Raw genomic sequence first — 20,917 nt, forward strand, 5'->3', positions numbered from 1 at the left:
GGAGTTAGGTCTAGGGACGATGTCTTAGCTTGTTTTCTAAATTTTAGAGTCTTTTAGGTCAAGATTTGGACCAAGATTTCAAAAATTAGTAGTCACTTACGTGAAGATGCGCATGAAATATAGCTCATCACCCATAAGTAATAGCCTTCGGAGGGCTGTACTCTATCCATCTGAGCTACTGGCGCATTGCAATTTTTGCAGCTAATTTGTGAAAACAAAGCTGCCAAAGAGGCGCGTATTCTACCGCAAATTAGCGCTAAGCTCTTTAGCAATTCTTTGCTTATTTGTGGAATTCTTGCTTTCTTGAACCGTTTCTACTGTCGCAAAAGCCGATTTTTCATTCCAAAACACAAGCTTTAGCTCTATAATCTGATGTTTTACGCTTAGCCTGACGTATTATGCGGCGAGCAAACCTGACTTATTTTTGCATTGAGGAAACCATGAGCGACGCCCACGACGAACACGAATCAGCGATTAAAACGCCTAAGCAACTTATCGTTGCCGTTCTTGCTGGATTTATAGTCCCGATTATCATTATTGCGTTGTTGGTGAAATATGTTGCCAGCGATACCAAAGCAGGGGCAGGTTCTAATAGCCAAGCGCCAGAAGCAGTTGCTGCACGTATTAGTCCTGTTGCAAACGAAGGTTTTACTTTCGTTGACGCTAACGGCCCTAAAGTATTGCAAACAGGTGAGGCTGTCTACAAAGCTGCTTGTGCAGCTTGCCACGGCACTGGCGCTGCGGGCGCACCAAAATTTGGTGATGCTGGCGCATGGGGGCCACGTATCGCTCAAGGCTACGACACTGTGGTTAAACATGCTTTAGAAGGCTTGCGTGGTATGCCTGCAAAAGGCGGCAATCCTGATCTGGATAACGTGGAAGTCGCTCGCGCGGTAGTTCACATGGCGAACGCCAGCGGTGGTAAATTTAAAGAACCTGAAGTAAAAGCTTCTGCTTCTGCGTCTGCCTCAACTGAAGCTTCTGCAAAGTAATAGCAACTCTGGATAGCAAATTCTTGTAGTTGAAAAAAGCCAGTCAATTGACTGGCTTTTTTTATTTCTAGAGCAATTGATCTGACTTCAGTACTTATCTTCCAATACCTACTCAGTTGTAGAGCTATATCACAAAGAGGCAGCGAGTTCTGCGCCCTCTTTAATCGCTCGTTTTGCATCCAATTCTGATGCCAGCGCAGCGCCACCAATTTTATGAAAACGCGGGCCAGACTCACTTTGCTGTGCTGGCATCAATTCGGTCAGGGATTCTTGCCCTGCGCATAAAATGATGTGATCAACATCTAGTATTTGGGTTTTGCCACCGATACTCACATGCAAACCTTGGTCATCAATTTTTTGATAATCCACGCCCGCCAACATTTGCACCTTATTGCGTTGCAAAGTCGCTCTATGCACCCAACCTGACGTTTTACCCAATCCTGCACCAACCTTGCTGGCCTTGCGTTGTAAGAGGTACACGGCGCGCACAGGATGGGCAGGCTCTGGCTTCACCAATCCTCCGTTTTGCTTGGCCTGCAAATCGATTCCCCATTCACCCAACCAAGTGGATAAGGGAATCGGCAAAGGTACATTTGTGTCGTGCAATAAATATTCCGCAACGTCGAAGCCTATCCCACCTGCACCAATAATCGCGACTTTTTTTCCGACGGGCTTTTTATGCAAAAGCACATCCAGATAAGACATTACTTTGGGGTGATTCACGCCTTCAATCTTTGGTGTTCGTGGCGTAATACCAGTAGCGATAATGATGTGATCAAATCCTTGTGCCATTAATTCCTCGCGGGTCACGCGCTGTCCCAAATGAACTTTGACGCCAGTCACTTCAAGGCGTTTGCTAAAATAACGCAGAGTTTCTTTAAACTCTTCTTTACCAGGAATCTGCATCGCAATCTTAAATTGACCACCCACACTATCTGAGCTATCAAACAAGCTAACATCATGACCACAGGCGGCGGCGACCGTCGCAGCAGATAAACCTGCTGGCCCAGCACCGACTACAGCCACACGTTTGACAACGGTTTTTTTCAAATACAGTAATTCGGTTTCATGCGCAGCACGTGGATTAACTAAGCAACTGGCGCGTTGATTGGAAAAAGTATGATCCAAACAGGCCTGATTACACGCAATACAGGTATTAATCTCATCAACCCGACCTTGCGCAGCTTTATTCACGAATTCAGGGTCGGCTAAAAAAGGACGCGCCATCGACACCATATCGGCAATGCCATTCGCGATGATTTCTTCCGCTTGAGCTGGCATATTGATACGATTCGACGCAATCACCGGAATAGATACCGCGGCTTTCAAACGCCCAGAAACAGCGGCGAAGGCAGCGCGTGGCACTGAGGTGACGATAGTCGGTACACGAGCTTCATGCCAACCGATACCAGTATTAAATAAAGTCACACCGGCTTTTTCTAGGGCTTGTGCAACTGCCACCACTTCATCCCAACTATTTCCACCTTCGACCAAATCCAAAATCGAATGGCGATACATGATGATGAAATTGGTACCTACCGCAGCACGCACTCGTTTCACAATTTCTATCGGCAGACGCATACGGTTTTCGATAGAGCCACCCCAACGATCGGTACGTTGATTGGTACGCACACACAAAAATTGATTCAATAAATAGCCTTCGCTACCCATTATTTCTACGCCGTCATAACCCGATTTTTGAGCCAGTTTTGCACAGCGTACATAGTCACGAATCGTACTTTCTATTCCTGATTCGGTCAGCGCTTTTGGTTTAAATTTGGAGATAGGTGCTTTTTTATCTGACGCCGACACGATGAAAGGCTGATAACCATAACGACCGGAATGCAAAATCTGCATCACAATCTTGCCGCCTTCTTCGTGCACGGCACGAGTCACTTTGCGGTGATTGAAGATGTCACCTAGACTATTCATGGTGCCGCCAAAGGGCAGTAACCAGCCACGGCGATTGGGAGAAATACCTCCCGTAACGATCAAACCTACACCACCACGCGCACGCTCTTTGAAATACGCAGCCAATTTACCGTAATTGTAAAACCTGTCTTCCAAACCGGTGTGCATAGATCCCATCATGACGCGATTGCGCAATTGGGTGAATCCCAAGTCTAAAGGTTCTAACAAATGAGGAAAATGTGCGTTCTGCATAAACAATCCTAGTCAAAAAACAAGATCATCAAAGAATACACAAGCTACTTAAAAATAGCGAAATTTTGCCTAGTTGTACTTCTCTAAAATGCACAGCGAGTCTGCATTCAAGCCGCCAAAAACGCTCCACAAAGAAAGTAACAATTGTAACTATTTTTGTTTTTTATCTCATTAAATACTATGGTGATTTATAGTTTTTCAGATCTACACTTAGTTCTAAATTAAAGACAGTCTATGGAAAGCAACTTTATCAATCATTTACCGATTGGAGACTTAACTGCCGATGTTGAGCAATTATTTCAGGATTTTGACTATCTTGACATTCTGAAAAACTATGGCTCATACTGCCTATTTATTAACAGTTTATTATCTCTAGCCTTAAGTAGAAAGCAATATCGAGTAAAACTTATCGCATGCTATGTACAGTTCGACAGTAAAACTGATCAACGATTTTTACTGGGGCATCCTACGTACATAGACCCCGGCCAGCTAGCCGGCCATATTTTTTGCTTAGTGAATGATCAATACTTGATTGATTTCGGACTGGGTAATTTACGCAAATTCGATAGCGATTTTGCCCAAGCAGTTGCCTGTCCTATCCATCTTAATGACGATAGCAGTAGCTCAGATCCCAAATGCATCGCCAGCATCACTACCATGTCTCAGCAGTCCTTGACTTGGATCGGTGATCACACCATACCCGACTTAGAACTTGCGATGCAGGCGCAAGAAGCAAAAGTAATGCAGCTGATGTCGTTTATCGAGCGGTTTCAAAATAACCGGCTCGGTCACTGTATACGCAAAGCATTAACCAGCAAAACCAAAGTATCACCCAAAACTAAGATTTCTACACAATCGCTCAATTGGCCGCTGAAAAATTTCGACGATACTTTGCGTCCTTAAATGAGGGCACAACTCACGTGGCTAAGGTCTTTAAAATTTCTAACGCGACCTGAGGCTGCTGTTTAAAATGCGTAAAGTCGTCCTTAAAATAAGCGGCATAAGCGGGGAAACGAGCAAGCTCCTCTTCTTGTAGATGGCGGAACCCCATATTCCAATGTTGAAAGTAGTGTTCTTCTATGGTTTGCTCTAGCAACAAAGTCACATGCTCATGGCGAGAATCCGCTTTAATGTAAGAAAAAGTCGCATGCACCGCCTTGCTTTCGCCTTCCAAAACTTGTAAAAACCGACGATTTGCGTATAGCAACATACCTGTGATCGTCCGTGCGGTGTTATTTCTGACAGCATGGCTATGTATGGCTTTCAATACCGACTCATCGCCCACCAAACGACTTGCATACACTAATTGAATCAGGCTCATATTAACTCCACAATCGGTCTACATTCAGTCCACGCAATAAGATACGTGCACCAAATTCATTCTAAACCTAATCCCGGATCAAGCAAGAAAGCTTGCGCTTGGTTTGCGAAATATCGAAGCGCTGCAATTCATATCAATATTAAAATTAATATTGAAGTGTTACAGCATCAAATCGGCGCCCCTGGAGGTATCGGAGGCAACGGGCGTAATTTAACACTGGCAGGATCACGCAAATACGAGACGATCAAATCTGCGGCTTGCTTACGACTGCTGGCCTTACTGCCTGTTCCGGGATTTTTTTGCAACCAGATCCCCAAATCCCCCAGCACCTGACGCACCTCGGCTTGAACCTGCGGATGCAAGCGAGCGCTATCAATCAAATTCAAAGTTGCGTCAAGCACCACCCAATTTGCTGCAAGCTGCACCGCCTCTCCTGCCACCACTTGAGAAGGAATAGCTTCTCGCTTCCAAGTCTGCTCAAACACTTGCCTAAACAGCTCAGTCACCCCTAATTGCTGCGCATCATTTGCCTGCTGCCAAGCCAAACGATTAATTCTGGCCGCATCAAATAAGAACATGCTGGTTTGCGCCGCGCCGGCCTCCACGGCCGACAAGGCGTCAAATACGACATTCATACGACTGGAAAAATACTCAGGTGTACGATTAAAACCTTCTGATTGTGGCGTCAATATCTCCAAGACATTTTTGGGTAAAGCCAGATTTTCAGCGCGCAAGCTAGCCAATATTTTCTGCAACGCTTGTCGTTGCAAAGCGGCAGGTACGGTTTTAACACCTGCTTGTACCCGCCCGACGTTCACATCTTGGGCGGTGCCGTATTCATATTCACCACCAGCGATCAAACGCGCCACGGCCTCGGTCTGATAGCGATGTAACAAATAAACCGGCACCAAACGCGCTTCCAGTTCACCGATTTGGCGTTGTGGCGGCAATACGGCGGGGGAAAAATTATTCAATGCGCGCTGACGCACAGCCATTAAATGATCATAAGATTTAACAGAATCAGCTCCTACATCCCACAACAGACCATTAGGATGCGCTGCACCGGGTGAGCGAGAATCGGTATCCGATACATATTGCAAACCCGCCGCTTTGGCCGCGACACGCAACTTCGCTAAAGCCTCATCTTCGTTTTGGCCTGGGAAATTGGCGTATAAATGTTGAATCACAAAATCATCCCAAGGGCCGACACCGACGCCATAGGCGTCTTTTAACTCCACGTCCCCCTTACTATTGAAACCCAACAAAGGATGCGGATAATCCATCACGGAACCATTACCCTGACGGCTAGGTGCAAAATTGTGAGCGATTCCTAAGGTGTGACCAACTTCATGCGCAGCTAATTGACGCAGACGCGCTAAGGCCATTTGCTCAGCAGCGTTCTTCTTTTCGTTATTAGTACTCTTGCCATACGGCGCTAACAAACTCTCGGCAATCAAGATGTCTTGGCGCACGCGCTGAGAACCTAGAGTGACAGCACCTTTAATGATCTCCCCCGTACGCGGATCGCTGACCGCATTACCATACGACCAGCCACGTGTGGCACGGTGTACCCACATTATCGTGTTGTAACGCACATCCATGGGATCGACACCCTCAGGCAATAATTCCACCTTATACGCATCCTTGAAGCCGGCTTTTTCAAATGCGCTACTCCACCAACGAGCACCATCTAATAAGGCGGAACGCACCGGCTCTGGCGTTCCTCGATCCAAGTAATAAACGATAGGTTTTTTGACAGGACTGAGTGCCGCAGTAGGATCAGTCTTTTCTAAACGATGTCTTAATTGCCAGCGCACTTGTATGCTATCTGCCAAGGGCGTGGCGAAATCCATTTTCTCGCTATCAATCCCGCCAGAGCCAGGATGATAGGCGCGTGGCACATAGCCTTCCGGCAAACGGATTAAACTAACATGTTGATGTACGCGCAAACTCTTGGCGTCTGCTGCCACTTGACGCACATATTGTCCCTCTCCAGCACCCGCCAAAGTTAAGACGGCTTCTAACTCGGTATTATCAGGAAAAGATTTAGCTTGCTGACCTAATACCGCGCTACGCTTTTCATCCAGTGCATAATTTCCCTGACGTGTGCGATTCAAGCTATCGGCCACGCCATGACGATCTGCCAGCAAAAAGCTGGAAAAATCAATCAGGTAACGTGGTTTTCCTCCTACTGACTCAGTTGCTAAAATATCGCCCGCCCATAAAACAGCGCCGGCAAATGCTTCGCGCACGGATGCTCGTTCGTCGGCATTGGGCGAGTCAGCGACAAAGCGGGTGTTTTCTTGCACTAAAAATAGACGTTTGCCATGACGTTCAAATCGTACTAATTTACTAGCACCAACCTGACCACGATCCAAACCAACGTCATTCGACCCTAAACCAAAGGGCAATGAGGTCACCAATAAAAAAGCTTTATCTAAATCCGTAACCGCCAACAAAACCTTGGCCTGCTCAGCACTGCTCCAGATATCAAATAATCCGCTCTGCTTTTTCATCCCTACCGTCTGCGCCCCAAAATCACTGGCAATAGCATTGGCCGACGCAGCAGACGGCGCTATGGATGACATTTGACGCGCCTGAATTTCCATCGCAGTGAAGGCCAGCACAAGGCTAGATGCCAACACCGTTAGCATGAATTTTGATTGAAACGCAGAGATAGGAGCAGGCATAGAATTCTCACTTTACATAACAGCAGGAAAAAAGAAATGCATCATAGTTCGACCAAGCAAAAACCAATTAAGTTGCGTCAAATTGAGATTTGCACATAAAAAAATTCTCAATTTAAATTAAAACTGTCTTTACTTTAGCGCACTTTTTATGCAACCACTTAATTTGAAAATCATTAGATATGACTGCGCACATGTATACATGAATATGTATGAGTATGTATGAATAAGCATAAGTAGAAAATTTCGTAAGAAAAAATAAATGATTTAGACCGAATGAACTTATGTGATCAAAGTGGGTCAAATTTTCTGCTACAAACGCTGCATTCTGACGACACTAAGCGAATAAAAAGACTAGTGGAAATTCGTGACGTCAAAAACTCTTGCTACAATCAATAACAAGCTTAAGTGAGATACAGCATGAAATGGTCTAGTGTTTTCCTTCCTGTTTTTCTAATGCTAGCCATAAGCACCATGACTGGCACTGGTATCATTTCAGCATCTGCACAAGAACGCGTCAAAGTACAAACGATAGAAGAATTCGATCGAGATGGAAAACCCGTGCCTCTCTCCAAAGGTACTTCTGACTTACTGGCATATATCAGCCAAGCGCTTCATATTCAATTTCAAGTCCAGCGTGTCCCTTGGAAACGGGCGATGGAAAATGCCTTACATGACGATGTCATCTTGCTAGGTATGTCGATCAATAAAGAACGCAGTACCAAATACTTGTTCTCAGATACCATCAATGCTAATGGGAATTGGCTGGTAACACGTTGCGATACCAACTTTCCATTCAACAGCTTGCAAGATTTAAAGGGCAAACTCATAGGCGTGGTGGCGGGTACCAGCTCTGGGGAAGCCTTTGATGCCGAAGTCAACAAATTATTTAGAGTAGAAAACGATATTGGCGCTGGCATTTCACGTTTGCAAAAACTCATGGCAAAGCGTATGGATGCCTTAGTCTGGTACGACAGTGTCGATACGCCCAAAGCCTTGGAGCATGCGATTAACCTCAGTTACACCAAGCGCGGTTTGCACAATAGCGGTAATGCAAAAGTATTCTGTGTACAGGAAAAACCTATTTCCATCGTCAGCAATCATTTTGCAATGCGCATCTCGCCAGCCAATCGACAGCTCTTAGATCGCATCAATCTGGCCATGGCTAAAGGACGTAAGGAAGGTTCTATTCCCCCAGTTGCCACGACGATTTTGCATTAATCCGCTACACTGCCAGCTTCGTTTGAAATAATCACCTCATCAGGCAAAGAGCGACATGGCAACTGCACCGGATTCCACTCAGATTAATCGCAAATTTCTAGAAGGCTCGACCATGCGTCATGTCATCAATATGACAGCGACGGGTTCGGTCGGTTTGATTGCCGTCTTCTTAGTCGATGTTTTAAACCTGATTTATGTATCGCAACTCGGCAAACCCGAAATCACCGCCGCAATAGGCTATGCCAGTACCTTACTGTTCTTTCACACGTCCATAGGCATAGGCTTATCGATCGCCACCACAGCGGTGGTGTCACGCGCCGTCGGTGCGGGAGAAATGCAGATCGCCAAACAATTGGCAGGCAGCGCACTCTACTTAATTACGGGTATTAGCACGCTGTTAGTCCTACTCACTTATCCGCTGTTATCAAGCTTTCTGAATCTTCTAGGGGCACAAGGTGAGACCGCTTCGTTGGCAAAGCGCTTCTGCGCCATCGTGTTACCTTCACTACCTTTACTATCCCTCGGCATGGGACTAAGCGGCTTACTACGCGCGGTCGGCGATGGCAAGCGTGCGATGTATGTGACATTGGGTGCAGCGGCAGCAACCGCAATACTCGACCCCCTATTCATCTTCAGTCTGCGATTAGGTTTAGATGGTGCAGCTTACGCCAATATTTGCGCCCGTCTGGTATTAGCTGGCGTAGGATTTTATGGCGTACTGAAAATTCACCACTTATTTGCAAAACCAAGTGCCGATATTTTTCAGCGCAGTGCCAAAGCGTTTGCCAATATTGGCATTCCCGCCATCATGACGAATGTGGCAACACCTTTTGGTAACGCAGCCGTCACTACTGCAATTGCGAAATATGGCGACTCGGCAGTGGCGGGCTGGGCGGTCATTTCGCGCTTAATTCCCATGGCTTTTGCCGGGCTATTCGCTTTATCCGGTGCGATCGGTCCTATCCTAGGACAAAACCTAGGCGCTAAACGCTTTGACCGCTTACGCTCAACCATGCGTGATAGTTTAAAACTCACCTTGATTTATGTGTTGGCGGTGTGGTTCTTGCTGGCGGTCTTTAGTTCACTGATTGCCACCGCCTTCGACGCCCATGATCTGGGACGCGATGTCATCGTGTTCTTTTGCATTTTTGTGGCGGGCAGTTTTCTATTTAACGGTAGCCTATTCGTCGCCAATGCCGCATTCAATAATTTAGGCTACCCACTGTATTCCACCGCTCTCAACTGGGGACGCGCCACGATAGGCGTGATTCCCTTCGTCTACTTTGGCGGTCTATGGTTCGGCGCCCGCGGCGTGATGGCGGGTTATGGGCTGGGCGTGGTTTTCTTTGGTGCGCTGAGTGTGTGGCTATGCTTTCGGGTTTTACACAAAATCGAACAAGATCAAACCAATGGTGTTTGAGCGAGACGTTCCAACTGCCAATTCAATTCGCCTCGATTTATTCTTTAGGCCGACTCAATAAAGCCTTCAGATTAGCCAAACGATTTTGCGGTGTAATCACTTCGTCTTCTTTAGGTGGTGCGTCGCCTTCATCGAGTTTCATTTCTTTGATAAAGCGCGACGGATCACAATGGACTGATTCACCGGCGCGTTTACGTTTCTTGCACCAAGTGACGTGTAAGCTGCGTTGAGCGCGGGTGATGCCGACATACATCAGGCGCCGCTCTTCTTCTATACGAGCGGCGATGGTTTCGACTGGTGCATCGGGGTCGCCCTTGTGCGGCAAGATTCCTTCTTCGACACCGACCAAAAACACATGCGGATATTCCAAACCTTTTGACGCATGCAAGGTAGACATACGTACCGCATCAGGATCTTCGTCCTTTCCTTCCATCATGGTCATCAAAGCCACCATCTGGGTTAGATCAAGCAAGCTACGATGATCATCAGTACCATCTTTACCGCCATTACCTTTTTGTTTCAGCCATTGCGTGAAATCGAGGACGTTTTGCCATTTATTCTGCGCGGCTTTATCGTCAAAGCTATCGTACAAATAGGATTCGTAGTTAATCTCTTTCATTAGATCATCGAGCAATTGCTCGGCATGACCCTCGCGGTGTGCATGTGCTTCAACATTATTGATGAAGTTACAGAATTCGCGCAAAGGACGTAGCTGACGGTCTGTCAAAATTGCCTCAATACCGCCCTTGAACACGGCTTCAAACAAGGAACATTGCCATTGACCAGCATAAGAGCCCAAGGCTTCTAAAGTGGCTTGTCCAACACCGCGCTTGGGTGTTGTAATCGCACGAATGAAAGCGGGATCATCTTCTTCATTCGCGATAAGCCGCAGGTAAGCAATAATGTCTTTAATTTCGGCACGGTCAAAGAAACTCTGCCCGCCAGAAATCGTATACGGGATGCGCTCTTTACGCAGCGATTGTTCAATCACACGTGCTTGATGATTGCCGCGATACAAAATCGCATAATCAGCCCAAGCCGCACGACGCTCAAAACGATGCGCAGAGATCATAATCGCAACTTGCTGCGCTTCTTGCTCATCATCTTGCATCCCCATGACTTTCACCGGATCGCCCAAACCATGTTCCGACCATAAGGATTTATCAAACAGCTTAGGATTGTTACCGATGACCGAATTGGCCGCCTGCAAAATGCGGGTACTGGAGCGGTAGTTTTGCTCCAACTTAATAATGCGCAAATTCGGGAAATCGACTTGCAAGGTTTTAAGATTTTCTATGGTCGCGCCACGCCATGCGTAAATCGCTTGGTCGTCGTCACCCACCGCTGTGAACATCGGTTTTTTGCCGATACCGGTTACCAGCAATTTCACCAACTCGTATTGGCAGGTATTGGTATCCTGATATTCATCCACCAGCAAATAACGCAAACGACGTTGCCACTTATCGCGTACTTCTTCATTTTGTCGAAACAGCTCTACCGGCAAGCGAATCAAATCGTCAAAATCGACCGCCTGATACGCCGAGAGTGTCGCAACATAGCTGCGATACACGCGCGCCGCCTGCGCTTCGTCTTCATCCTGCGCTTGTTGCAGCGCTTGTTCGGGATCGACCAAACCGTTCTTCCAGAGAGACATGGCGGTTTGTATGCGGCGTATCAATTGCTTGTCGGTCGTAATTGCTAAATCTTGTACCAGCGAGAAGCAATCGTCGCTGTCCATAATTGAGAAACGATCTTTCAAACCCAAGGCGCGCGCTTCTTGCCTCAAGATTTTTACACCCAAAGAATGAAAAGTGGAAACCGTTAGCTTATTTGCTTGCTTAGGTTCTTTCAGCAATTTGGCAATCCGCTCCTGCATTTCCAAGGCAGCTTTATTGGTAAAGGTAAGCGCCGCAATATGCTTAGGATCGTAGCCATGCAACTCAATCAAGTTACAAATTTTCTGCGTAATAACCCGCGTTTTACCCGAACCCGCCCCTGCCAAAACTAGGCATGGACCATCCATATAATTAACTGCATCGCGTTGGGGTTGATTTAAACCGTGGGACATGAGAACGACCAGATTGCTATTAAGGCGCTATTGTAACCGCTGACGCGGTAAAGCTTGGAATTGCCGGCTAAACAGGGGGAAGCTATTTTTTAAATTTCAAATGAAAATAATTCGTTACAATAAATAAGAACTTTCTCATTCCAACGATGATATTTTTTGTGGGTAGACAAACACGATGGATCTAATTGAAAAAGCGACGGTGCAAGCATTTCATCGAGATAGATTAGGTCAAGACGATCTGCGTGCGCTTGGCTATAGAAACAATGATAGCCAACAAAAACGCTTTCAGGCACTGACGGCTTGGGGCGATATGAGTGGGTGTTCGATCTTAGATCTGGGATGCGGGTATGGTGATTTAAAGCTCTTCCTAGACCAACATTATTACGACTTTATTTACCTCGGTATTGATTTTCTGAAAGAATTTGTCGATGAAGCGACGCAACGTTTTGCGACACATCTCAATACGCAATTTTTTCAATCTGATTTTTTAACCGCCGGCTTACCCAAAGTCGATATCGCTATCGCCTGCGGCAGTCTGAATTATCGTAGTAATAATTCCTTACACCCATGGCAAATGATAAGCCGCATGTGGGAGATAGCGAACAAGGGAGTGATTTTTAATTTACTAGACGTCCATCATTTTGCAGATGATCAAGTTTTGTGCGGCTATGAACCCGCACAAGTACTTCACTTTTGCCAACAACTTGACCCCGATGCAAAACTCCATACCGGCTATCTGTCCGATGATTTTACGGTCTTTATGCGCAAATAAGTTGGCGCTATTAAATGGCATACAACCAGATCCTTGACTGTTAAGCGATACTCGCAAAATACCTTCTATGGAGTGTGCCTACAACTACTTTTCACCACACATCCTTCCAACTTCAGTTCCCCCATTTCTTTCATACGCTTTAACTTGGCATAGCTTTTGCAAAGCAACTTGCAAACATTTTGGGATTGAGTGAGCCTTCGAAGCCGCGCAATTCTAGATAACTGGTCTTATCCATGAAGATGAAAAAATGAAATGTTGATTTTACCTTAGTTGTAAATACAACTTCTTATTAAGACTTTACATGGATAAAAGTAAATTTACGTGAAAATGCCAGCTATTTACATGTAATAACACCGCGCCATTTTTCTCTATAGGAATGAAAGAAATACACCATGTTGTTGCTTATAGATCGAATATTTGTTTGTTCTAACATGCGCCAACATGCTACTGTAGTAAACCAATTTTTAAAGAAATATTTCCAATAATAATTATCTACTTTTTTAAAAACTGGTCTTATATAAGTACAGCTCATCATTTGAGGAACACGAGCCATGATTAACGCTGCCATCACTCATCTGGCTCAGCAATTGAATCAACAATTTAAAAATAATTTTCAGGTGTTAGAAGATGTCGTAGTGGTTTCAAACTTAATGGAATTAGACGGGACGGTCGCCCCCAACGCCAACAACAAATTAGTGCTGACCTTAGTCAATATTGAAAAAGACAATATGCCTTATCGGCTCAATACACCTATGCGAGGTTCTGGTGAGCGACAGTTAGTCCATAGCAATCCGCTTTATCTAAATTTGTATTTGATGTTGTCTGCCAATTTTGGTGCGGGTAATTATGGCGAGGCTTTAAAAACGATTTCTCAGGCCATCAGTTTTTTTCAACAGCAAGCCGTCTTTGACCGCCATAACAGTCCGGGCTTAGATACGAGAATAGAAAAATTAATTTTGGACATGGAGAATTTAAACATTCCGGATTTGAATAACTTGTGGAGTTTGATGGGTGGTAAATATTTGCCGTCGGTGCTCTACAGAGTGCGAATGATTACCGTTGATGCGGGTGCGATTGTGCAACAGGTACCTATCATTACTGACCCTAGCCAAAATCTTGAGCACTAATTTCAAACATGGCACGGTATTTACCTTTATTCGCGATACAGGTCGAACATGAATTCTTTGCAGAGAGCCACACTATGGACAATCTCGCATTGGAATTTATGCCAGACAAGGCAAGCGCCGCCATGATGCAAAGAGAAAATTTGCTTTTGCGTCGCTGTGCTAAGGGAATAGAAATTTGGCAGGAAAGCAGGGAAACAGGTGGCGCATCTTTAGATTCAAACTCAGATTCAGATTCAAGTTCAAAAGCAAATCCAGTTGAGGTAAAAGAGTCACTTAATTTTGTATTTCTAGTGTCAGCATCTGACCCTATGTTCGATTTTTATACAGCGTGGGAGCACGCAAAACCTATTGTTTTTTCTGGCAAAAATCTTGCTACAGAGATGAGTGCTACTAGCACTGATGATTTTAAAAACATACAGATATTGCAGTCAGGTAGCAACTCAACATCTGATTTTGGTTTAAGCAGTTTTGAACGGCACCAGGCAGCCATTGTTTTTAGCGTGGAGCTGCAACATCGGCCAAAGGCGGAAATGTGCACTTATGTTATTCATCTAAAAGCCAAAGCTATGCACTGGAAATATTATTTTTGCGGCTCATTGGCAAAGAAGCAGTTACAGATCGTTGATTTAGATCGTGACAGTGATGTGATGGGTGCAGTATTTCACCCATCAACACAGGTAGTAGGTAGCAACGGTCAAGCATTTATTTCTGACACCGCGCTCCCTATGCGAAGTATCCCGTCACAACGTTTTCAATTACGTGAAGCCGATGCGACAGGAAGAGTATTAATGCGGCGACTGCCAAACGCCAGTATTCAAAAAATTGGCAAAGAAGGAAATCCGAACGGGCCATCACTGGTCGTTGCGGAAATTTATATTCATCAATAATCTTCAAAGGAACACATATGGCTGGCGCGTATAAAACACCTGGTGTCTATATCGTAGAAAAAAATGCCTTCCCCAACTCGGTGGTCGAAGTGGCGACTGCGGTGCCGGCATTTGTTGGATACACCAAATTTGCTGACAATAAAGGCAGCTCTCTCAAGAACAAACCATGGCGCATTACCTCTTTATCCGAATTCGAGAGTTATTTTGGTAAAGAGCCTAAGGATCAATTCAAGATTGTAGAAAACACTGACAAAAACCTCGCTGGCGATTTCAAGTCAGGCGGTAAGTCGTATATCTTGAAGCGCCCTAACGAGAAGAAAGATACTGAACGATTCTATCTGTATCGCTCTATGCAATTATTCTTCCAAAATGGTGGCGGTCCTTGCTATATCGTTTCTGTCGGCAATTACACGAAGACCGAAGAAGACGGCAGCATAAAGGATGAAACGATACTCAGAAAAGCGTTGGAAGATGGTATCGATCTGCTCTTGAAAGAACAAGAGCCAACCATGGTGGTCATTCCTGATGCGCAAGCCCTCGATTTTGATAATTGCATAGGTGTTCAACAATATAGTTTGAAACATTGCTATAACCAAAAAAATCGTTTTGCGATTCTGGATGTTTACGACGGTTACAAAGAACGCAAAGATCCTAAGGGTGATTGCGTTACCAATTTCCGTGGTGATTTGGGAATTAATTACTTAAATTATTCTGCAGCTTACTACCCATGGCTGAACACTTCTATCGTGCAAACCACAGATTTGGAGTTCTCCAGTTTTGTTGATGTCACCGAGGTAAAAAATCTGTTACTGGCGGAAGCAGGCGGTGCTGATGCACCAAAAGAATTGGCCGATATTTTGAATCAAGTTGGTGATGCGAAACGCGACCAAACTTTAAAAACCTATTTGTCAGATGATGAGTTACATAAGATTTTGTACTCAGTCAGCCCGACTTATAAAAACATCCTGCTGGCAATCAAAAACAAATTGAATATACTGCCACCTGCTGCTGCCATGGCGGGCGTGTATACCATGGTCGATAATTCACGCGGCGTTTGGAAAGCACCAGCGAATGTCAGTTTGGCCAGTGTCGTCTCTCCTACCGTGAATATCTCGCACGATGAACAAGAGGATTTAAACGTCTCAACCGCGGGTAAATCCATCAATGCGATTCGCTCGTTCATCGGCGAAGGCACCTTGGTCTGGGGCGCTCGCACACTTGACGGCAATAGCTTGGATTGGCGTTACATCAACGTGCGCCGCACCATGATCATGATCGAAGAATCCCTGCGTCTGGCGACGAAAGCCTATGTCTTTGAACCGAATGTCAGCGGTACTTGGATCAATATCAAGAGCATGGCCAGCAACTTCTTGACCAGTATTTGGAAGCGTGGCGGTTTGGCTGGCGCAAGTCCAGAAGATGCATTTAGCGTGCACGTCGGCTTGGGTGAAACCATGACTCCCGAAGATATTTTGGAAGGCTATTTGCGTGTGACGATCTTGGTGGCATTAAGCCGTCCTGCTGAATTTATTGAGATCACATTCCAACAGCAAATGCAAAAATCATAGATCGCCGATTTTCCGTAGCATTCACTGCACAGTGAGCGCGAAAGAAAACCGAGAACCGCATTTTATTTAAGTCAATTTATTAAAGAGGTTTGTTATGGCAGATGATGGATCAAAACAATCGGCAAATGTATGGCCTTTACCGAAGTTCTATTTCAAAGTGGAATGGGATAAAAACGAAATGTCCTTTCAAGAAGTATCCGGCTTGGACGTGCAGTCAGAAGAAATTAAATATCGTCACGGTAATAGCCCTGTATTCTCCGTAATCAAAATGCCGGGTATGAAAAAATACGGCAATATCACGATGAAAAAAGGCGTATTCAAAGGCGACAATAAATTCTGGGACTGGCTCAATCAGATCAAGCTCAATACCATCAAACGCGTTCCTGTCACTATCAGTCTGTTGGATGAAACTGGCAAAGCGACGATGGTTTGGACTTTGACGAATGCTTGGCCAACTAAAATTTCCAGCACAGATCTAAAATCAGAAGGCAATGAAGTGGCGATTGAATCTATTGAGATCGTCCACGAAGGCTTGACGATAGCGAATAAATAAACACAGGTATGAGTGGTGAATATTTTGAGGGGGGATATCCTCCTCCCGCTTTCTATTTCACGGTGACGTTTGGGAATGGTGGACAGATACCTGACGCCTCGTTTAGCGAAGTGTCAGGTATAGGTATAGAGATGGAAACCGAAGCGGTGGTAGAAGGCGGTGAAAATCGCTTTATCCACCAGCTTCCCAAAAGCATTAAGCATCCTAATCTGGAACTGAAACGCGGTATTTCTATGCTCAATTCACCTTTAGTGAAATGGTGTAAGGACACCTTGGAAGGCGCATTTATAAAAGCCATCGTGCCACAAACCATCATCGTCAAACTGAATGGCGCAGATGCACAAGTATTGCGAGCATGGGCATTTATTGATGCCTATCCGATTAAGTGGGAAGTAGAGGGATTCAATGCGACCAAGAATGAGGTAGCGATAGAAAAAATGACCTTTGCTTATACCTATTCGAAACGCAGTAAATGATCTACCTGAGTTGTAAGAATGCAGTAGCTAAGTTTTAAAGCAGTTTCATAAAACGCGCCGTTTTTCTCATTTACCTATAGAAGTGCTTCACATCATGGCTATCGAAATTAAAGAATTGATTATCAAAACGACGATCATCAATCGCCCAGTCGATCAAAACGATGAGGCTGATTTTGATAAGCAGTTAATGAAAGAAGAAATCCTGTCTGAATGCCGCAAACTTGTACAAAATTTGCTGCGTGAACGTCGGGAGCGCTAGACGTGTCCGGGCAAAAAACCGTATTAAAAATCTCTGGCTGTACAGTCGCAAAAAACGGCAGCATCAGCGTCGATAGCTCACGTCCTGTGTTTGAAGCTTTGATCAATCCAGCAGGTTATGGTCATGATTTCTCCATCAAATACGCTAAAAATCAGACCTTAGGACAAGCTGGTAACGAAGCAAAATTTCACGCTAGCCAACCAGAAAAATTAAGCCTAAAAGAGTTAGTCTTGGATGGTACCGGAGTGGTGCCTGGTACCAAAACTACGGTCAAACAACAAGTTGAATCTCTACGCAATACGGTCTACACCTATGTAGGTACCAAGCATGAAGCACCTATCGTACAAGTTGTGTGGGGCAGTCTGATTTTCTACGGTCGTGCGGAGGGTTTAAAATTTGATTACACGCTATTCAAACCCAATGGCGAACCACTACGAGCCAGAATTTCTCTACAGTTTGTTGAGTACACCAGCGCTGCTGAAATCGTCAAAGAAGAAGCACGCAGTTCTCCTGATTTAACCCATTTAGTCACGGTCAAAGCTGGCGACACCTTACCGCTGTTATGCGAGCGAATTTATCGCGACAGTGCCTATTGTGCGGAAGTCGCAAGAATCAATGGCCTGAGTTCTTTTCGTCAATTACAACCCGGAATCAGCTTACGATTTCCACCGTTGGTCTAAGTTACGAGTACCCACGAGTAGTCATAAATAATTAGTCGCCACGATTTCGAATACATGTAGTCATTACCAAGAAAAGAAGCACAATGGCCAGCTCCCCACTCACAGACAGTACCGGCGTTCTCAGTTTCATTATCACTTGCGATGGATCGCCTATACCGGACATTGTACAAATCGTATCTATAGAAACTGATCATAGTACGAACCGCATTCCCAGTGCGATTATCACAGTCATCGACGGTGATATGCCGAACGGGATTTTTCCTGTGGCTGATGCGGGTAATTTCAAACCTGGTACTGAAGTCGTTATCAGCGCTGGCTACGATAGCGTAACCAAAGTTATCTTTACAGGTATTGTGATTAAACATTCGGTCAAAATAAATGGCGATAACTATGCTCGCCTGATCATAGAGTGCCGCGATAAAGCCTTAGCGATGACTGTGGGCAGAAAGAATGCCAACTTCATCAATAAGACCGACAACCAAATTATCTCCACCCTCATTAGCAATCACAATGGCTTAACACCCAGCGTAGACAGCACTAGCGTGATGTATAAAGAATTGGTTCAATACTATGCGAGCGACTGGGATTACATGATGGCGCGGGCCGAAGTGAATGGTTTTTTGGTGACAGTGGACGCTGGTACCGTCAGCGTCAAAGCACCACTGGCTAGCGCCAGTCCGGTGTTAACTTTAACCTATGGCTTGGATTTGATTGACTTTCAAGCGGAGCTAGATTCGCGCTGGCAACTTAGCTCCGTTACCAGCACCAGTTGGGACTTAGCACAACTGGCCATCGTGCAGCAAACCGCACAACCAGCAGCACTGACAGGCCAAGGTGATCTAGACTCGAAAACTTTATCCAAAGTACTCGGCACAGGTGATTTTGCTTTACAAACTGCGGCACCTTTAGAAAGCGCTACTCTCACGGCTTGGAGTAAGGCGCAACAAACTAAGGCAGCCTTATCGCGCATTCGCGGTAGCATGCAATTTCAGGGCAGCGCATTAGTCAAACCTGGTGTGGTACTTGAGCTCAAAGGCGTGGGCACACATTTTAATGGCAATGTCATCGCCAGTAATGTGATGCACCGCCTGCATGATGGCAATTGGATTACCGAAGTGGAATTCGGTATGCCTACGTATTGGTTCACTGAGGAACATCAAGTACAAGCACCGGAAGCGGCGGGATGGACCGCTGGTATTTGTGGTCTGCATATAGGTATTGTCATGAAATTGGATGCTGATCCAGAAGGTCAATACAAAATTCAAGTATCGCTCCCCATCATGAATGCCAGCACACCTGGTGTCTGGGCCCGCTTTGCCAGCTTTTACGGCTCTTCCGGTTTTGGCGCTTTCATCATTCCTGAAATTGGTGACGAGGTGGTACTAGGTTTCTTTAACAACGACCCTTCCTGCCCCGTCATTTTAGGTAGCTTGTATAGCAGCAAGCACGTACCGCCTTATGAGTTAACGGCGGAAAATAATTTCAAAGCGCTGGTCACTCGCAGCAAGTTAAAAATGGAATTTGATGACGGCAAGAAAATCATCACCTTCATCACCCCAGCGAACAATAAAATCGTCATCAGCGATCAGGATAAATCCATTTTGCTGCAAGATGAAAACAACAATAAAGTAGAACTCAGCCCTACTGGAATTTTATTAGACAGCCCCAAGGACATTACCATCAAAGCAATGGGGAAAATCTCGATGTCAGCAATGCAAAATATAGAAATGGCAGCGCAAATGGATGTCACGACCACAGGGCTAAACATTACTAGCACGGCCAACCTGAGTTTGACCGCTAAGGGTACTGCCAGCGCAGAATTATCTGCTGCAGGACAGACCACGGTGAAAGGTGCTTTGGTCATGATTAATTAGTGCTAACACTACTCCTAACACTGAGCCTAACATCGAGCCCGAAAATGAACGAAAAGAAGAAAGCTAAAAATGCCTCCTGCCTCACGAATTACTGATATGCATGTTTGCCCCATGGTGACACCAGGCGTGCCACCGATACCGCATGTAGGTGGCCCTATTTCTGGCCCCTGCGTCCCCAATGTGCTAATTGGTAGCTTACCTGCGGCAGTGCTAGGTGATATGTGCGTCTGTGTCGGGCCGCCTGACACCATAGTCAAAGGTAGCACTACGGTATTCATTAGCAATCGCCCAGCAGCACGCATAGGTGACACGACCGCTCATGGCGGCAATATTGTTTTTGGTTTCCCCACCGTCATCATCGGTGGTTAGTTTTGCCAAGCGGTAGAAACAGTTAGAAATGTCAAAGCGTCGCCGATTAGATAGATAAATACTGTGGATAAAGATAACGCATTTCTGGGTACGGGTTGGGGTTTTCCTCCCACGTTTTCAAAACGTGGCATTGTCCATATGGTCAGTGCTGAGGAAGACATACGCCAAAGCTTATTGATACTACTCGGCACCAACCCCGGTGAACGTGTGATGCAAGCTAGTTTCGGCTGCGGTATCAAAAGTCAGGTCTATGAAAATATTAACGAGAGCACTTTAACCGTACTCAAAGATTTGATACAACGGGCGATTTTATTTTACGAGCCGCGTGTCATTGTCGAGGGTATACACACCGATACGTCGGAAGCTTACGACGGCAAATTAGTCTTTTTAATTGATTATCGCGTCATCAGCACCAACACCCGGCACAACATCGTTTATCCCTTCTATTTACGAGAAGGTACCGATGTGCATTTGTAATCT

The 20,917-nt window shown here is 45.4% G+C and carries 19 protein-coding genes; 15 read left to right on the forward strand and 4 right to left on the reverse strand.

What is annotated here, in order from left to right; genetic code table 11:
• The first annotated feature begins 440 nt into the window (after window positions 1–440).
• On the forward strand, window positions 441–992 hold the full coding sequence (locus ACFFJH_RS15995) for a c-type cytochrome (protein ID WP_390213942.1): 552 nt from the start codon (window positions 441–443) through the stop codon (window positions 990–992).
• A gap of 129 nt (window positions 993–1,121) precedes the next feature.
• On the opposite strand, the gene ACFFJH_RS16000 is transcribed toward ACFFJH_RS15995, so the two are convergent.
• Window positions 1,122–3,155: an oxidoreductase gene (locus ACFFJH_RS16000; RefSeq protein ID WP_390213943.1), complete on the reverse strand. Its 2,034-nt coding sequence runs from the start codon at window positions 3,153–3,155 to the stop codon at window positions 1,122–1,124.
• A 234-nt stretch (window positions 3,156–3,389) separates the two neighbouring features.
• On the opposite strand from ACFFJH_RS16000, the gene ACFFJH_RS16005 reads away from it, so the two are divergent.
• Window positions 3,390–4,058 carry a hypothetical protein gene (locus ACFFJH_RS16005; protein WP_390213944.1) on the forward strand — a complete coding sequence of 223 codons (669 nt, stop codon included), beginning with the start codon at window positions 3,390–3,392 and terminating at the stop codon, window positions 4,056–4,058.
• Window positions 4,059–4,071: 13 nt separating this feature from the next.
• On the opposite strand, the gene ACFFJH_RS16010 is transcribed toward ACFFJH_RS16005, so the two are convergent.
• Together ACFFJH_RS16010 and ACFFJH_RS16015 are read right to left on the reverse strand one after the other, a co-directional pair.
• Window positions 4,072–4,476, reverse strand: a complete 405-nt coding sequence (locus ACFFJH_RS16010; RefSeq protein WP_390213945.1) for a BLUF domain-containing protein — start codon at window positions 4,474–4,476, stop codon at window positions 4,072–4,074.
• A 167-nt stretch (window positions 4,477–4,643) separates the two neighbouring features.
• Window positions 4,644–7,166, reverse strand: a complete 2,523-nt coding sequence (locus ACFFJH_RS16015; RefSeq protein WP_390213946.1) for a zinc-dependent metalloprotease — start codon at window positions 7,164–7,166, stop codon at window positions 4,644–4,646.
• A gap of 417 nt (window positions 7,167–7,583) precedes the next feature.
• Between ACFFJH_RS16015 and ACFFJH_RS16020 the strand changes: the two genes are divergently transcribed.
• Window positions 7,584–8,384 carry a substrate-binding periplasmic protein gene (locus ACFFJH_RS16020; protein ID WP_390213947.1) on the forward strand — a complete coding sequence of 267 codons (801 nt, stop codon included), beginning with the start codon at window positions 7,584–7,586 and terminating at the stop codon, window positions 8,382–8,384.
• Window positions 8,385–8,439: 55 nt separating this feature from the next.
• A complete protein-coding gene (locus ACFFJH_RS16025) occupies window positions 8,440–9,804 on the forward strand; it encodes an MATE family efflux transporter (protein WP_390213948.1) in 1,365 nt (454 codons plus the stop codon).
• A gap of 37 nt (window positions 9,805–9,841) precedes the next feature.
• Here the strand turns inward: ACFFJH_RS16025 and ACFFJH_RS16030 are convergent, their stop codons facing one another.
• Complete coding sequence (locus ACFFJH_RS16030; protein ID WP_390213949.1) at window positions 9,842–11,872, reverse strand: UvrD-helicase domain-containing protein; 2,031 nt, start codon at window positions 11,870–11,872, stop codon at window positions 9,842–9,844.
• Window positions 11,873–12,047: 175 nt separating this feature from the next.
• Between ACFFJH_RS16030 and ACFFJH_RS16035 the strand changes: the two genes are divergently transcribed.
• The 11 genes from ACFFJH_RS16035 to ACFFJH_RS16085 all read left to right on the forward strand — a co-directional run bounded on the left by ACFFJH_RS16035 (window position 12,048) and on the right by ACFFJH_RS16085 (window position 20,914).
• Window positions 12,048–12,644 (forward strand): class I SAM-dependent methyltransferase, encoded by a 597-nt coding sequence (locus tag ACFFJH_RS16035; protein WP_390213950.1) that lies wholly within the window; start codon window positions 12,048–12,050, stop codon window positions 12,642–12,644.
• Between the two features lie 551 nt (window positions 12,645–13,195).
• Entirely contained in the window at window positions 13,196–13,771 is a 576-nt protein-coding gene (locus tag ACFFJH_RS16040; protein WP_390213951.1) for a Pvc16 family protein, read from the forward strand.
• 74 nt (window positions 13,772–13,845) lie between these two features.
• Window positions 13,846–14,658 carry a hypothetical protein gene (locus ACFFJH_RS16045; protein WP_390213952.1) on the forward strand — a complete coding sequence of 271 codons (813 nt, stop codon included), beginning with the start codon at window positions 13,846–13,848 and terminating at the stop codon, window positions 14,656–14,658.
• A gap of 17 nt (window positions 14,659–14,675) precedes the next feature.
• The gene (locus ACFFJH_RS16050; protein WP_390213953.1) at window positions 14,676–16,226 is read left to right on the forward strand and encodes a phage tail sheath family protein; all 1,551 of its coding nucleotides are present in this window, start codon (window positions 14,676–14,678) and stop codon (window positions 16,224–16,226) included.
• Window positions 16,227–16,320: 94 nt separating this feature from the next.
• Entirely contained in the window at window positions 16,321–16,779 is a 459-nt protein-coding gene (locus ACFFJH_RS16055; RefSeq protein ID WP_390213954.1) for a phage tail protein, read from the forward strand.
• Window positions 16,780–16,787: 8 nt separating this feature from the next.
• Entirely contained in the window at window positions 16,788–17,255 is a 468-nt protein-coding gene (locus ACFFJH_RS16060) for a phage tail protein (protein WP_390213955.1), read from the forward strand.
• A 94-nt stretch (window positions 17,256–17,349) separates the two neighbouring features.
• Window positions 17,350–17,514 carry a DUF5908 family protein gene (locus tag ACFFJH_RS16065; protein WP_390213956.1) on the forward strand — a complete coding sequence of 55 codons (165 nt, stop codon included), beginning with the start codon at window positions 17,350–17,352 and terminating at the stop codon, window positions 17,512–17,514.
• Window positions 17,515–17,516: 2 nt separating this feature from the next.
• Entirely contained in the window at window positions 17,517–18,194 is a 678-nt protein-coding gene (locus ACFFJH_RS16070) for a CIS tube protein (RefSeq protein ID WP_390213957.1), read from the forward strand.
• Window positions 18,195–18,277: 83 nt separating this feature from the next.
• Entirely contained in the window at window positions 18,278–20,068 is a 1,791-nt protein-coding gene (gene vgrG, locus ACFFJH_RS16075; RefSeq protein ID WP_390213958.1) for a type VI secretion system tip protein VgrG, read from the forward strand.
• 69 nt (window positions 20,069–20,137) lie between these two features.
• Complete coding sequence (locus tag ACFFJH_RS16080) at window positions 20,138–20,437, forward strand: PAAR domain-containing protein (protein WP_390213959.1); 300 nt, start codon at window positions 20,138–20,140, stop codon at window positions 20,435–20,437.
• Window positions 20,438–20,500: 63 nt separating this feature from the next.
• Window positions 20,501–20,914, forward strand: a complete 414-nt coding sequence (locus ACFFJH_RS16085; protein WP_390213960.1) for a GPW/gp25 family protein — start codon at window positions 20,501–20,503, stop codon at window positions 20,912–20,914.
• Window positions 20,915–20,917: the final 3 nt, after the last annotated feature.

This window comes from Affinundibacterium danionis, from assembly GCF_042432465.1.
Taxonomy (GTDB): domain Bacteria; phylum Pseudomonadota; class Gammaproteobacteria; order Burkholderiales; family Burkholderiaceae_D; genus Undibacterium; species Undibacterium danionis.

Bases quoted from the DNA above. Each gene is read 5' to 3' on its own strand.
- ACFFJH_RS16010 (WP_390213945.1), bottom strand. From the start codon at position 4,476: ATGAGCCTGATTCAATTAGTGTATGCAAGTCGTTTGGTGGGCGATGAG.
- ACFFJH_RS16015 (WP_390213946.1), bottom strand. From the start codon at position 7,166: ATGCCTGCTCCTATCTCTGCGTTTCAATCAAAATTCATGCTAACGGTG.
- ACFFJH_RS16055 (WP_390213954.1), top strand. From the start codon at position 16,321: ATGGCAGATGATGGATCAAAACAATCGGCAAATGTATGGCCTTTACCG.
- ACFFJH_RS16020 (WP_390213947.1), top strand. From the start codon at position 7,584: ATGAAATGGTCTAGTGTTTTCCTTCCTGTTTTTCTAATGCTAGCCATA.
- ACFFJH_RS16025 (WP_390213948.1), top strand. From the start codon at position 8,440: ATGGCAACTGCACCGGATTCCACTCAGATTAATCGCAAATTTCTAGAA.
- ACFFJH_RS16045 (WP_390213952.1), top strand. From the start codon at position 13,846: ATGGACAATCTCGCATTGGAATTTATGCCAGACAAGGCAAGCGCCGCC.
- ACFFJH_RS16050 (WP_390213953.1), top strand. From the start codon at position 14,676: ATGGCTGGCGCGTATAAAACACCTGGTGTCTATATCGTAGAAAAAAAT.
- ACFFJH_RS16060 (WP_390213955.1), top strand. From the start codon at position 16,788: ATGAGTGGTGAATATTTTGAGGGGGGATATCCTCCTCCCGCTTTCTAT.
- vgrG (WP_390213958.1), top strand. From the start codon at position 18,278: ATGGCCAGCTCCCCACTCACAGACAGTACCGGCGTTCTCAGTTTCATT.
- ACFFJH_RS15995 (WP_390213942.1), top strand. From the start codon at position 441: ATGAGCGACGCCCACGACGAACACGAATCAGCGATTAAAACGCCTAAG.
- ACFFJH_RS16080 (WP_390213959.1), top strand. From the start codon at position 20,138: ATGCCTCCTGCCTCACGAATTACTGATATGCATGTTTGCCCCATGGTG.
- ACFFJH_RS16035 (WP_390213950.1), top strand. From the start codon at position 12,048: ATGGATCTAATTGAAAAAGCGACGGTGCAAGCATTTCATCGAGATAGA.
- ACFFJH_RS16030 (WP_390213949.1), bottom strand. From the start codon at position 11,872: ATGTCCCACGGTTTAAATCAACCCCAACGCGATGCAGTTAATTATATG.
- ACFFJH_RS16065 (WP_390213956.1), top strand. From the start codon at position 17,350: ATGGCTATCGAAATTAAAGAATTGATTATCAAAACGACGATCATCAAT.
- ACFFJH_RS16040 (WP_390213951.1), top strand. From the start codon at position 13,196: ATGATTAACGCTGCCATCACTCATCTGGCTCAGCAATTGAATCAACAA.
- ACFFJH_RS16005 (WP_390213944.1), top strand. From the start codon at position 3,390: ATGGAAAGCAACTTTATCAATCATTTACCGATTGGAGACTTAACTGCC.
- ACFFJH_RS16000 (WP_390213943.1), bottom strand. From the start codon at position 3,155: ATGCAGAACGCACATTTTCCTCATTTGTTAGAACCTTTAGACTTGGGA.